This window comes from Polyangium mundeleinium, assembly GCF_028369105.1.
Taxonomy (GTDB): Bacteria; Myxococcota_A; Polyangia; order Polyangiales; family Polyangiaceae; genus Polyangium; species Polyangium mundeleinium.
This window is the reverse complement of the sequence record NZ_JAQNDO010000001.1, coordinates 6,384,740-6,397,474: the sequence shown is the minus strand read 5'-3', so window position 1 is coordinate 6,397,474 and position 12,735 is coordinate 6,384,740. Positions and strand designations below refer to the sequence as shown.

Genomic DNA, 12,735 nt, shown 5'->3' with positions numbered 1-12,735 from the left:
TCTGTGATCGGAGTCCCCCCTCTTCGACATCGGGGTCGGCGAGCCCGTGATCGGAGTCCAGAGGAACGGCGACAAGTGAGGGCACGCCATGGAGCAGAAAGCTTTGCACCCAAGCCCAAGACGACCGCGCCCGAGGTGGTCAAGGCCCCGAGCCCGTCGCTTCCGAAGGGAGGCGGCGCGGTTCGAGGGCGGACGGACACGCACTACGCCATCATGTTCGACGTCGACCTGAGGGCGGATGGTCGGGTCGACAAGGCCAGGGTCCGGGAGTCGATGATCGGCGAGCGGGAGATCGTTTCGTGCATGGAGGATGCGCTCCGCGGCATGTCGTTGCCTGGGGTCGTCACGCCGCTGCGAACCTCGGGGACGGTTTACGGCAGCAGCGTCGCCCCACCTCAACGTACCCCTCCTCGACGTGCTCGACGCCGACAGCGGCGAGCTCGAGGCGCTCCACGACATCTTCTTCGAGAACGACTGGCCCAAGGACGAATACCTGGAGGGCGGCGGCAACGACGCCCTCTACATCAGCGAGCTCGTCATCGACCCCGCGTACGAGGGCCGCAACATCGACCTCGCCCTCGTGGGCCGGCTCTGCGACACGCTGGCGCAAGGCTGCACCGTCGCCATCCTCCCGTATGCCTCCCAGCGCGACATCGACCACTGGACGCCGCTCGGGTTCGAGGTCAGCCCGCCCGGCGGAGCCGAGGGCTACCTGCATCTCCTGCTGGAGACCCGTACGGCGCGCGTGGACGATCCGGATCAGCCGGGGGTGTTCAAGGTGCTGCCGAACTTGCTGGAAGCCGGCCTTCGCGGGACAGGTGGCGGCAGGGCGTAGCCGGCTTATAGGGATAAGTGGTCGCTATCCCCCTTGGGATGGCCCCTTCCCGCAACCGACCACCGTCAGGCCGAGGCCTTCCGCGTCACTTACTTCTTACCAACGTTCGATTCTCGGGCAAGCTCAGCCGATACGGCCTTGAGTATGAGGTCCACAGTCTGCGCACCGGACGAGGTAAGTGTCCAAGTGAGCCCCGGCACAGCTTCGTCGGCGTACGGAATCGGCATGGCTAGCTTCCACGTGATAGTGTCGCTTCCTGGCACTGACTGCTCGACACCGGGCAGCTTGGTCTTGAAGTCTGCCGAGAGCTGAGTCAGCTTCGCGCCATCAAGCCGCTCACGCTTTCCAAAGCCGCCGAAAAGCTCCACGAGCCCCAGAGCCTCCAATTGAGCCAGCGCTTTGAGAAAACGCTCTGATGGGAAGTGGACCTCCGCCCATTTTGATGAGTCTGGCGACAGCGTGAATGATACCAGACTTCGCTCAGCCCGGGGCGCTCGCAGGAGGAATTCTATTGCATCACCAGACAACTGGGGGAGCTTGTCGGCCAGCGGGCCAACTCCCTGCGTTATCGCGACACTTTTGATTGTAGACTTCAGCGAGACGCCAGCAAGATGAATTTCGTCGGCGGTTCGGACCTTTTCGGGAATGGACGTCAATGCGGCTTGCAGAGGAGTATAAAACAGCAGAAGAAATAGGAAACCGAGAGCTGGCCACCCGCCGAAGACCACCTTGAGATATTCCAATAGTAGCGAAGCGCCAGACTTAGTGTCTGGAGCGACCTTTTTGGTGAGCGCATCTTCAATGGCGGCAACTCGTCTTGTGACATCCCGAAGGACCGCAGTCAGGTGCAGACTTTCTATGGATCCCATCGAGACCTCGTGTGATGTCTGTTTGGGGCCCGAGGGCGGCACCGGCGACGGAGCCTCTGGGATGACTTCGCGCTTTTCAGAAGTCGAAGGGACTGTGGGTGCACTCGGTGTAACCTCCACGTGTCGCTGGCCGTTGGCATCACCGGTCGGCACGGGTGAATCGGTTAAAGGAGCAGGACTGTTTTCTGCGACGGGAGGGGGGGTCGGCATGGCTCCACCATACCGGAACGCACACAAGAAGGGTAGACCCTACCCGAGCTGCCGCGCAGGAGGTTTCTCTCAAGGGAACGCTGAAGCGCTGCTAGCCGGCCCTTCCCCTCGCCATCCTCCTCCCCGCCTCCTCCAAGTCCTCCTTCAGATGATGCACATACCGCTGCGTCGTCGCCAAATTCTTATGCCCCGCCATCCTCTGCACCACATGCATCGGCACCCCAGCCCTCAGCCACGACGTAATCGCATAATGCCGGAGGCAATACACCGACCACCCCTCCAGCCCCACCCGGCCCCTCACCCTCTCGAACGCCTGCACCAGCCCCGACTGCCCCCACGGCTTCCCACGCGCCGTCATCGCCACGAGCTCCTCCCGCGCCCCCGCCTCCACCGGCGCGAGCAACCTCCCGAGCTCCGGCGTCACCGGCACCTCCCGCTGCCCCGTCTTTGGCGTATGCGTCTCCCCGAACGACCGCCCCTCCCGCACGCTCACGAACCCGCCGCCGACCGCCCCTCCCTCCCACCGGAGCCGCACATCCCGCCGCCGTAGCCCCCGCACCTCATTCGGCCGCAGCCCGGCATACGCCATCAACCCGAACGCCAACCCCTGCGACGCGCTCGCCGCCGCGAGGATCCGGTCGACCTCCTCGTCGGTCGGAATCTCCAGAATGCACTGCCCGATCGGCTTGAGCCGCGGCAACCCCTCCGGCACCCGCGCGATGTACCCGCGCTGCCCTTGCCGTAGCCCTGAAGGTTTGTCCCTTCCCCCGCGGGGTTTGCCCGCGCATCGTCAACGACACGGAATCCGCGCCGTAGACCTTGCCGCGCCACGCTCGGATGGCGTACCCTTGCGCCATGGTTCGTCTCGCACGTGCAGCGTTCGTGCTCGCAGTCAGCGCTGGCCTTGCCGCGCTCGCCGTCCCGGCCTGCGTCGTCTCCAGTATAACGGTCGGTGCCGACTGCCCCATCGACGACGACGGAAACCTCCTCATCCCGCGGGAGTGTTGCATTTGCCCGTCCCCCGAAGCGTGCCCGGCCGGGTTTCCGAAGGATGTGACCGTCCCCGACTACTGCCGACCTGATTGTCCCGAAGGCATCCCCTATGAGTGCTGCCCGTGCCCGAGCCCCGTATGGTGTTCCCGCGGCGTGCCCCCGGATCAGTGGGACTTCCCGGACTACTGCGACCAGTTCGATGGCGGAACGGACGCGGGCAGCGACGGCTCGATGTCCTCCCTCTGCACGGGCGGAACGTGCGTGACCCCGGGACCCGCGAGCTGGAAAGGGCCGATGAGCTTCTGGCAGGGATGGGACATCGAGGCCCCCTCGTGCCCGGAGGACACGCCGATCCTCGCGTTCGAGGGGTGGACCGCACCGCCACCGCCCTCGTGTGGCACGTGCAAGTGCGATGCGCCCGAGGGGACGTGCAAGCTCCCAGAGACGTGGACCGTGGACTCGCAAGCATGCCCGGGTGGTGGTGTCAAGACAAACTTCGACCCGCCGACAAACTGGGATGGGACCTGCAACGGCGACAAGTCGATCCTCGGTGACAAACTCTGCGGCGGTGTTCCGTGCGTCCGCTCGATCACGATCTCGCCCCCGGTGATCGAGGAACTGCCGTGCCAAGCGCACCACATCGGAGATCCGGAGCCCAAGGTTCCAAAGGCCCGGAATGGCGGACCGGAGATCACGCTCGGACGAGTCTGCACGAGCGAAAGCGCCCTGCCAAACTGCATCGAGGCCGAGGGGAAGGTCTGTGTCCCGAAGCCACCCAGCTTCTCCGCTTGTTTGTACCGCGAGGGGGACCACGCGTGTCCGGAGGGTTGGGGCGAGAAGACGCTCCTCTACGGGTACGTGGATGACAAACGTACCTGCGCCGAATGCGAGTGCGGCGAGCCGGGCGGCGGCACTTGCAGCGTGAAATTTCGTCTGTTCAGCGACGCCGCGTGCACGGTCGTCGAGGAGGACTCCAACATCTCCACCGGCATGACCGCTCCCTGCAAGGACCTCATGCCGGGCACGCAGCTCTCCAGCAAATCGGCCGCAATCCTGGAGTACACGAAGGGCACGTGCACGCCGAGCGGCGGAAACGCGGAAGGAGAGCTCGTGCTGCTCGAGCCCGTCACGGTTTGCTGCTCCGCTCCCGTGACTTAGAACGCGTACACGAGCGATCCACCGCCAGTCGTGAAGGAGCGCAGCGTCTCCCATAGGGAAGGAGCGATCGTGTCGAGACCCGTAGCGAACAGCGGGATCGCGACCTCGACGTCCAGGCGCACCGCGAACCGTTGCGTGAACGGGAGCTCGACCCCGCTGCGCGCCCCGATGCCGAACATGCCTCGCACGCCGTGACCGACATACCTCCTGTTCAAGGCCGTGGCCCCAACGGTCCCGCCCATGACGAACAAGCAACCGACGAACGGCGCGCGCTTCAGGCATCCCGCACCCGTCATTGTGAACGTGTGCGCCTCGACCTTGGTTGAGCTCGCAGGACGCGTATTCCAGAGCGGCATCCACCGCGCGTCGAGCTCGAGCGAGAGCTGCGGGAGCTGCACGCCCCCTGCAACCCGGAGCCCGGGTGCCCAATCCGGCATGAGACCAGAAGACACGACCCCTCCGACCGCCACGAAACCTCGCTTCTTCGGAGCCGGGGCTGCCGTGGGCGGCTTCGAGGACGGTGGACACGCCGGGCACTTCGGGCTCGGGCACGGGGCCGCCTTGGGAGATGGCGGAGGCTCCACCGGAGGCGTTGGAGCCTGCTCCTCCTTCTTCGGCGCCGCAGCGCGGATCCGCGTCGCCGCATCAAATGCCGTCCAATAAAGCACCTTGAAACAGTCGGTCCGGGGTGAGTAGTCGCGGTGATCGGTGGATACGGCGACGCCGTTCTCGTCCGTGATCGTCGTATCGACCGACTTGCCTCCATCGGGGAGTCGCCGGATCCGCACGATAAGCGCGCGCGCCCCCGTCGGATCGATCGTGCTCACGGGCACCCAGTTCGTCAGGATCGCCGTGAACTCGAACGCATCCGAGCAACCGGGGAGCGTCCGATCTGTCGTGAGCTCGACGCGATGGTGCGGCAGCTCGTCCGCCGCGAGGGCCGACGACGACCAGGCCACGCCCAAGGCCGCCGCGCCAACCGCACTCCAGAAGCGCCAGAAATCTGCGCGCGACCTCACTCCGTGGCCCCCTCGACGAAAAATGTGGAGGGGTCGGTCGATTTTTCCCGTGATGGAGGGCGACCTCTGCCCTTTGTATCCATGGGACTCGTGAACGCGAGCAGAGGGTCTGGGGCATGACACGCGTCCTCGACGACTGCTCGAACGAACTCGGTATCTCCAGAGAGGCCACGCTCCGGTATCTGGATGTTATGGCCGCGGTGGTTCGTTCGGTCGGAGTCGATTCGGCGCATGGGATGGATATCGACCATCATGCATTCCTGCTCGCCTGTCGCAAGCCCAAAGCAGAGCGACCCGATCCATACGACGAAGAAGCGTTCGGCGCATGGCTGAACGCGGTCGCGAAATACGCGGCCCTGACGAACCGCGCGTGGGCGACGATGCGGGAGCGAATGGATAACGTCACCCATCGGGCGCGCATTGTGGTGAACGAGCCTGCGGCGCGGGCGAAACGTCGCCGTCGGCGCCGGATCGGTGCCATTCCGCTGGCCCTGTTTGGCCTGGTCGCCCGCGAGGCGCGCGCGCAGGTGGGCTCGTTCTGGACACGGTTGGTCGTGTCTCTCCACCGCACCCCTGCTCGTTTCATCGGAAGCCTTGGCGATCACGGGCAGAAGGCTCCCATTGTTGCTGGAGCCCGTGGGCGAGGAAGGCGCGTATCGGTCTGAGGGTCATCTCGTGGCCGTCACGGCGCATGTCGCGGAGGAGGTGGTCGAGGCGGTCGAGGCGGCCGGTCGGCGGCGCGCGGTGCAGCTTGGCCCGAGGAGAGGTGTCCCCGCCCGAACTGAGCCCCATTCAGGAGTGAATCGCCATGCAGGCTCCCAGTGAAAAACCTCAACCTTGCTGGTCCTGCCGGAAGCGGGAGGCGACGGGTACGTACACACATGCGGGACGCACCGTCATGGTGTGCGCGACCTGCCTCGACCGGCTGGAGGTACAAGAGGCATTCGAATACAAGGGCCTCGCCATCGACAAGCTGGTGAGTCGCGACCAATACGACGAAGCGCTTGCGCGCTGGGATGCGTTCGAAGACGCCAATCGCCATCGCGATCATGATGGATGGCTGGCTCGAAGCGTCGCCCGTCAGCGCGAGTTCATCCTCTACGAAGCGGGCAGGTACGAGGAAGCGCTGCAAGCCTGCGAAGCCGTGGCGCAACTCGGCTTCGAGAACGTCACGGATCGATGGTCCAACGGCAGCTCAAAGGCGCTCAACTTGCAAGCGCTCGGAAGGCACCGGGAAGCCCTGGCGGTGTACGAGGAGGCGTTCAGCCATCAGGATCCGAGATACGCATCGGCCATTCCGTATTACTTGCCCACGCTGGTCGAGCTTTCGGACAACGTAGGACAGCCGGTCGACGAGAAGTGGCGGCGCGTCGCGGAGGCGGGGGCGGAGGACTTTGCCGTCGAGCTGCCCGTCCGGGACTCCCTCGGAGAGAGCATGCGCGCGCTCGCGGAGATGACCCAAGGGATGCCGTCGAAGAGGGAGAGGGAGTGGAAAGCAAAACAGGGCGGCGGAGCCGACAGGGACGAACCGTGAATCGAGCGCCGGGAGGCTTCGGCGCTCTCTCCGCCGACGGGCGCTCACCCGAAGACGGGCGGCGCGGGGGCGGGTGTTGACGGGACGTGATGGCAACTGCTACGGAGCCCGTGAGGTGTGATCGTGGCGGAAGCGGAAGGCGAGCAGCAGCCCTTCGAGTTGCCGGATTTCTACGTCCCCTGGCCCGCGCGCTTGAACCCCAACCTCGAGGGCGCCCGAGCCCACTCGAAGGAATGGGCGCGGAAGGTGGGGATCTTGGACCCGCCGCCCGGCGAGGCCGATCCCAACATCTGGAGCGAGGCGAAGCTCGACGCGATGGACTACGCGTTGCTCTGCGCCTACACCCACCCCGAGGCACCCGGCCCCGAGCTCGACCTCGTCACCGACTGGTACGTCTGGGTCTTCTATTTCGACGACCACTTCCTCGAGACCTACAAGCGCCCCCAGGATCAGGTGGGCGCCAAGAAATACCTCGACCGGCTCCCCTTGTTCATGCCGGTCGACCTCGCCACCACCCCGCCCGAGCCGACCAACCCCGTCGAGCGTGGCCTCGCCGACCTCTGGTATCGCACGGTCCCTTCCAAATCCGTCGCCTGGCGCCGGCGCTTCTTCGAGAGCACCAAGAACCTCCTCGACGAGTCCACGTGGGAGCTGTCCAACATCAGCGGGCAGCGCGTCGCCAACCCCATCGAATACATCGAGATGCGACGAAAGGTCGGCGGTGCCCCCTGGTCCGCCGACCTTGTCGAGCACGCCGTCTTCGTCGAGGTCCCTGACCGCATCGCCGCCTCTCGCCCGATGCGCGTGCTCAAGGACACCTTCTCCGACAGCGTCCACCTGCGTAATGACATCTTCTCTTACCAGCGGGAGATCCAGGAGGAGGGCGAGCTCTCCAACGCGATCCTCGTGATGGAGCGCTTCCTCGACGTCGATACCCAGCGCGCCGCCGATCTCGTCAACGATCTGCTCACCTCCCGCCTCCAGCAGTTCGAGAACACCGCCTGCACCGAGCTGCCCTCCCTCTTCGAAGAGCACGCCCTCGACCCGATCGAGCGCGCCCACGTCCTCACCTACATCCGAGGGCTCCAGGACTGGCAGTCCGGCGGTCACGAGTGGCACATGCGCTCCAGCCGCTACATGAACAAGGGCTCCTCGAGCAGCTTGCTCCTCCCCAAGGGCCCGACGGGCCTCGGGACCTCGGCCGCGCGCTTCGCCTTCGGGCTCAAGAGGTGGAAGAATTTCTCCCACGTCCCCTACCAGCGCGTCGGCCCGACGACGCTGCCCGATTTCTACATGCCCTTCTCCACGGGGACGAACCCCCACCTCGATGGTGCCAGGCAGCGCCTCAAGGAATGGGCGCGCCGCATGGGCTTCACCGGGCCCGTGCCCCACGTCGTCGGCCACAGCGGCTGGACCGAGCGTGAGCTCGAGGCCTTCGATATCGCCTCCTTCTCGGCGAGGTGCTCCCCGGACGCCTCGGCCGATGCTCTCGACCTGAGCGCGGGCTGGATCACCTGGGGGACGTACGGCGACGATTACTTCCCGGTGGTCTACGGAAGCACCCGCGACATGGCGGGTGCCAAGGTGTTCGTCAAACGGCTGTCTTCGTTCATGCCGATCGAGCTCGGCGCCACCCCACCCCCGACCACGTCGTTCGAGCTCGGCCTCGCGGACCTCTGGGAGCGCACGGCCGCGCCGCTCTCCGTGGACGATCGGCAAAAGCTCCGCAGGGTGATCGAGGGCACCGTGGAGAGCTGGTTATGGCAGCTCCAGAACCGGATCCAGCACCGGATCCCGGATCCGATCGATTACGTCGAGATGCGCAGGTGGACGTGCGGCGCCGAGCTCACGACGGTCTTCTGCCGGCTCGGGCAGCAGGGCGCTGCGATCCCCCCCGAGGTCCTCCGCGCCCGACCGATGCGCTCGCTGGAGAACGCGTACTCGGATTACGTCGGCCTGCTCAACGACCTCTACTCCTACCAGAGAGAGATGGAAATCGAGGGCGAGATCCACAACTTCGTGCTGGTCGTGGAGCGGTTCCTCGACTGTGGGAAGGACAAGGCCGTCCAGGTGGTGAATGACCTGATGACCGCCCGGGCGCAGCAGTTCGAGCACGTCGTCGTCACCGAGTTGCCGGCGCTCTCGGACGACCTCGGGCTCTCGGTACACGCGCGCGAGGGGCTCGAGCGGTACGTCGAACAGCTCCAGAAGATGATGAGCGGCACCCTTCACTGGTGTCGGGAGACGGGTCGCTTCAAGGAGCCCGAGCGCCGGGAGATCTCGCCGCCGGTGCACTTCGCGGGCCCTCGAGGGCTCGGCACCTCGGCGGCACGGATTATGTCATTGCTTACGAATGATCGGACCAGGTGATTCCATCAGCTCCCCTCCACGAGCCCGTCGCCGATCACCGTCGTCTCCGCGGGTAGGAAACCTGAGAGCGGATTGACTGGTTGCGGTAGGGACGGCCCTTCATCGATGTCACCACCGACTCGGGCCGCCCCCCGCGCAGATCCGAGCTGCGCTCGTGTCGCGAGAGGCTAACGCGACGAGGATCCAGCGGGCAGCAGCACGCGGAACAGGGCGCCGCCCTCGGGCGCGTCGCCAATCTCGACGCGACCGCCGAGGTCCCGAACGACGTCGGCCACGATGGGGAGCCCGAGCCCCGTGCCTCCGCTCTCGACCTTCGTCGAGTAGAAGAGCTCGAAGACCTGCGACCGCTTTTCCTCGGGGATCCCGGGCCCCGCGTCGGCGACCTCGAGCCGGAGGAGCGGCTCGCGCTCGGGCCCCGCGTCCTCGAGCGCGAGCGAGATCCGGAGCGTCCCACCGCGCGGCTGCGCCTGAATCGCGTTGATGCAGAGGTTCATCACGACCTGGAGCAGGCGATCGCGCACGGCGGCGATTGGCGGCAACCGATCGGCGACGAGGAGACGCAGCTCGATACGACGCACGCGCAGGTCCGGCGCGAGGAACGCGCTCACGTCACGCACGACGTCGGCGAGCTGCACGGGGACGACGTGATCCGTGGGGGGACGGCTCACATCGAGCATGCGCTGCACGATCCGCGTGATGCGCTCGCACTGGCCGGCGATGGTCTCGGACTGCCGGCGCACGGGCTCGGGCAGGTCGTCGTCGGCGGCCGAGAGGCGGGACCAGCCGAGGATGGTGTTGAGCGGCGAGCCGATCTCGTGCGCGAACGAGCCGGCCACCTGCCCCACGACCGCGAGGGCCTGCGCGTGTCGCATGCGCGTCGCGAGCTCGGTCCGCTCCGCCTCGGCCGCGAGCAGTTTTTCGCGCGCCTCGGCGAGCGAGCGGGTCATGTCGTTCACGGCGCGCGCGACACGATCGAGCTCGAGATGCGGGGAGGCCTCGACGCGCACGTCGAGGTCCCCCGCGGCCACGCGATCGACGGCGTGCACGAGGTTGCCCCACGCGCGCCCGAGCACACGCGAGATCCAGATCGCGACGAGCGAAACGCAGAGCGCCGCCGCGCCGCCCGTGAGCGCGAGCCGGACCAGGGTCAGGTCGATCATGCGATCGATCGGCCCGAGTTCGCGGGTCATGACGACCGCGCCCAGGCCGGGCGAGTCGCGCACGGGCTCGACCCGGACGAGCACCTCCTCGTCGCCGATCTGCAACGTTCCCTGGCTCGCGTCGCCGGTCGCAACGGCGCGCGCCGCCATGACGTCGAGGGCAAAGGGCGCGCTTTGGAGCGCGGACGAGCGCACGAAGGGCGCGCCCCGTTCGTCGTAGAAGGCGACGCCGTGCACGGTCTCCTCGGCGGCGACGCGCTCGACGAGCGCCACGGCCTCCTCCGTTCGCCCCGTCGCTGCGATGGGCAGCGAGGCCGTTCGCAGCGTCGCGATGTTGTCCGCGAGCGCACGCTCGCTGCTCTCGACGAGCGAGGCGCGGGTCGTCCGGATGGACACGACCCCCGTCACCACGAACCCGAGGATGACGGGCGTGGCGAAGACGGCGAGGAGCTTGCGGGTGAGCCGCTTGCGCGCGAGGTTCATGGCAGAGTTCGTTATGGCACGCCTCGAGCGCCGAACCGGATCGGCGCTCTGAGATCGCGAAGCGAGATTGCCTCGGGGACAGTTCGGATCTCCTGACCCGGGATCGCCAACCCCGTGGATCTTGGCTGAATTCTATAGGCAGAGGGGTCCCGCGCCGCGAGCGTGGTGCCCTTTCCGCTGCCCTTTCCTTGTGGGGGGCCCGCTCGGTGCTCGTCACGTCGATCGGACGTGGGCTCATCCGGGGGGCCAGCTCGGGGATCATCTCATGGAGCGGACGGCACTCCTCAAGCCCGAGGCTCGGGCAGAAATACAACACACAGCTAAAGCAAGCACTTGAGAAACATGGGGCTTGAGTAGCATTCGGCCCGGTTGGTCCCCCCCGATCGCGCGCCCTCGCACCTCAAGCCCGGAGGCGATGCCGCGGGCGAACCAGCGCCGGGCGAATGGTGCCCTCATAGGGAAGATGGGGCAGCTTCTCGCGTAGCCGGGCCGTTGCGATTCGACCGTCCCTGTCAGGACGCAGGCGAGAGAGAGCCAAATGCACAACGAAACGTGTGTAGGCATTCTCCCCCTCACGCCCGAGCTGTGGGTCGGCGAGGCGCGGACGAGCGGGGGGCTGAGGCTGAGGGAGGCGTGGGGGATGGCGAGGGGGTCAAGGAGGATTTGGGGGCGGGCAAGGCACACGGTGAGGAACTCTGCGCGACCGGAGCCCGGGGAAGGTATCCTGGGAGCATGCCCATCAAGGCTTCCTCTCGGCCGCTTTTCACCTGGCTACACCTCTCGGATCTGCACATCGGTCACGGGGGGCCGACGCACCGCTCGAACCAGCGGCTTGTGCTCGAGGAGCTTCGCGCGGATGCCTCGAAGCTCGGCGACCTCAGTGTACCGCGGCCGGATGCGATCCTCTTGACAGGCGACGTGGCCTTCTCAGGTGCCGCCACGCAGTACGCAGACGCGCGAGCATGGCTTCAGGAAGTCGCGGCCGCTGTGGGGCTCGGGCTGGATCGGGTGTTCGCGGTGCCGGGCAATCACGACGTTGATCGTGCGGCGGACAAGGACAGCGCCACCGGGCAGCTCGTGGAGGCCTTGCGAGATGGCACCAAGGAGCTAGACACTGCGCTGGCGACTCCGGAGGCTCAAGCGCGGCTCGAATGGCGGACGCGAGCGTACCTCGACTTCGCGTCGGGGCTCGGGAAGGTGGAGGTCGGGCCTTCCGCGTCTTTCTGGACAGCGCGGCTCGAAGGGCGCGAGGGGCTCCGAGTTCGATTGGTGGGTTTCCACACCGCGCTGCTCTCGGCGGACGACCGCGACCAAGGGAATCTGCGGCTGGGTCAAGGAGCTATCGTCGGGGCTCTGCCGCGCGCGCCGGAGGCGGGCGAGCTGGTCCTCGTCTTGACGCATCACCCGTTGGATCAGGGCTGGTTGAAGGACGAAGCGGAGGTACTGGGCTGGGTGCGGCGGAGGGCGCACGTACATCTCTGCGGGCATGTCCATGAGGCGGAGTCGAGAGCGGTCTGGGCGGGCTCGGGGGTGGGATTGCTGCACGTGGTGGCGGGGCCCGCGCACGGGGAGCGAATGCCCCAGGGAGTGCCCGCGGGGCACGGGTACAATGTGGCGTCCGTGGTGGTGGGCGCGGATGGAGCGACGCGGCTTCGAATTTGGCCGAGGCGGTGGTCGGACGCGAACAAGGATTTCCGGATGCACGTGGACCACGTGGACGAGGCGCGGGGGTATGCGGAGCACGGGATCGCGGTGGGCATCTCTGGCGCGAAGGCAGCGAGGGTAGGAGAGACGCCGCAAATGGGTTTGCCGAGGGCGCCGCGGCTCCGCCCAGGGCTCACGATGCCGTTGCGGCGGGCGCTGGAGGAGGCGTTGTTGAGTGGATTCCGGCGCGAGGACGAACTTGCGATGATGGTACGGCACGGGCTCGGCAAGAACCTAGCGGAGATGGTAGGGATGGGGCGACCGCTGCGTTTGATCGTGTTCGATCTGGTGGAGGCGGCGGAGGCGGGAGGGTTCACGCGAGAGTTAGTGCAAGCTGCATGGGAGGCGAACCAGGATAATGAAGAGCTTGGGGCGGTGGCAACGCGCATCTTATGTTAGT

The 12,735-nt window shown here is 66.6% G+C and carries 10 protein-coding genes; 6 read left to right on the top strand and 4 right to left on the bottom strand.

Annotated features, from left to right (window positions below):
* The first annotated feature begins 415 nt into the window (after positions 1–415).
* Positions 416–835 carry a GNAT family protein gene (locus tag POL67_RS25460; RefSeq protein WP_271921523.1) on the top strand — a complete coding sequence of 140 codons (420 nt, stop codon included), beginning with the start codon at positions 416–418 and terminating at the stop codon, positions 833–835.
* Between the two features lie 89 nt (positions 836–924).
* Here the strand turns inward: POL67_RS25460 and POL67_RS25455 are convergent, their stop codons facing one another.
* Together POL67_RS25455 and POL67_RS25450 are read right to left on the bottom strand one after the other, a co-directional pair.
* Complete coding sequence (locus POL67_RS25455) at positions 925–1,704, bottom strand: hypothetical protein (RefSeq protein WP_271921521.1); 780 nt, start codon at positions 1,702–1,704, stop codon at positions 925–927.
* 301 nt (positions 1,705–2,005) lie between these two features.
* Positions 2,006–2,626 (bottom strand): tyrosine-type recombinase/integrase, encoded by a 621-nt coding sequence (locus POL67_RS25450; protein WP_271921519.1) that lies wholly within the window; start codon positions 2,624–2,626, stop codon positions 2,006–2,008.
* Positions 2,627–2,769: 143 nt separating this feature from the next.
* On the opposite strand from POL67_RS25450, the gene POL67_RS25445 reads away from it, so the two are divergent.
* The gene (locus tag POL67_RS25445; RefSeq protein WP_271921517.1) at positions 2,770–4,065 is read left to right on the top strand and encodes a hypothetical protein; all 1,296 of its coding nucleotides are present in this window, start codon (positions 2,770–2,772) and stop codon (positions 4,063–4,065) included.
* Here POL67_RS25445 and POL67_RS25440 read toward each other — a convergent pair.
* Positions 4,062–5,084, bottom strand: a complete 1,023-nt coding sequence (locus POL67_RS25440; RefSeq protein ID WP_271921515.1) for a hypothetical protein — start codon at positions 5,082–5,084, stop codon at positions 4,062–4,064. The two genes, POL67_RS25445 and POL67_RS25440, sit on opposite strands and share 4 nt — an antisense overlap.
* 116 nt (positions 5,085–5,200) lie before the next feature.
* Between POL67_RS25440 and POL67_RS25435 the strand changes: the two genes are divergently transcribed.
* From POL67_RS25435 to POL67_RS25425, 3 genes are all read left to right on the top strand, one after another.
* Positions 5,201–5,749 carry a hypothetical protein gene (locus tag POL67_RS25435; protein WP_271921513.1) on the top strand — a complete coding sequence of 183 codons (549 nt, stop codon included), beginning with the start codon at positions 5,201–5,203 and terminating at the stop codon, positions 5,747–5,749.
* Positions 5,750–5,982: 233 nt separating this feature from the next.
* Complete coding sequence (locus POL67_RS25430; RefSeq protein ID WP_271921511.1) at positions 5,983–6,618, top strand: hypothetical protein; 636 nt, start codon at positions 5,983–5,985, stop codon at positions 6,616–6,618.
* A 123-nt stretch (positions 6,619–6,741) separates the two neighbouring features.
* Complete coding sequence (locus POL67_RS25425; protein ID WP_271921509.1) at positions 6,742–8,988, top strand: terpene synthase family protein; 2,247 nt, start codon at positions 6,742–6,744, stop codon at positions 8,986–8,988.
* Between the two features lie 167 nt (positions 8,989–9,155).
* Here POL67_RS25425 and POL67_RS25420 read toward each other — a convergent pair whose 3' ends face one another.
* Positions 9,156–10,631 carry a sensor histidine kinase gene (locus POL67_RS25420; protein ID WP_271921507.1) on the bottom strand — a complete coding sequence of 492 codons (1,476 nt, stop codon included), beginning with the start codon at positions 10,629–10,631 and terminating at the stop codon, positions 9,156–9,158.
* A 732-nt stretch (positions 10,632–11,363) separates the two neighbouring features.
* Between POL67_RS25420 and POL67_RS25415 the strand changes: the two genes are divergently transcribed.
* A complete protein-coding gene (locus tag POL67_RS25415; RefSeq protein WP_271921505.1) occupies positions 11,364–12,734 on the top strand; it encodes an effector-associated domain EAD1-containing protein in 1,371 nt (456 codons plus the stop codon).
* Position 12,735: the final 1 nt, after the last annotated feature.

Excerpts from the sequence above, each read along its gene's own strand:
- POL67_RS25415 (WP_271921505.1), top strand. The coding sequence starts at position 11,364 with ATGCCCATCAAGGCTTCCTCTCGGCCGCTTTTCACCTGGCTACACCTC.
- POL67_RS25455 (WP_271921521.1), bottom strand. The coding sequence starts at position 1,704 with ATGGGATCCATAGAAAGTCTGCACCTGACTGCGGTCCTTCGGGATGTC.
- POL67_RS25435 (WP_271921513.1), top strand. The coding sequence starts at position 5,201 with ATGACACGCGTCCTCGACGACTGCTCGAACGAACTCGGTATCTCCAGA.
- POL67_RS25430 (WP_271921511.1), top strand. The coding sequence starts at position 5,983 with ATGGTGTGCGCGACCTGCCTCGACCGGCTGGAGGTACAAGAGGCATTC.
- POL67_RS25420 (WP_271921507.1), bottom strand. The coding sequence starts at position 10,631 with ATGAACCTCGCGCGCAAGCGGCTCACCCGCAAGCTCCTCGCCGTCTTC.
- POL67_RS25445 (WP_271921517.1), top strand. The coding sequence starts at position 2,770 with ATGGTTCGTCTCGCACGTGCAGCGTTCGTGCTCGCAGTCAGCGCTGGC.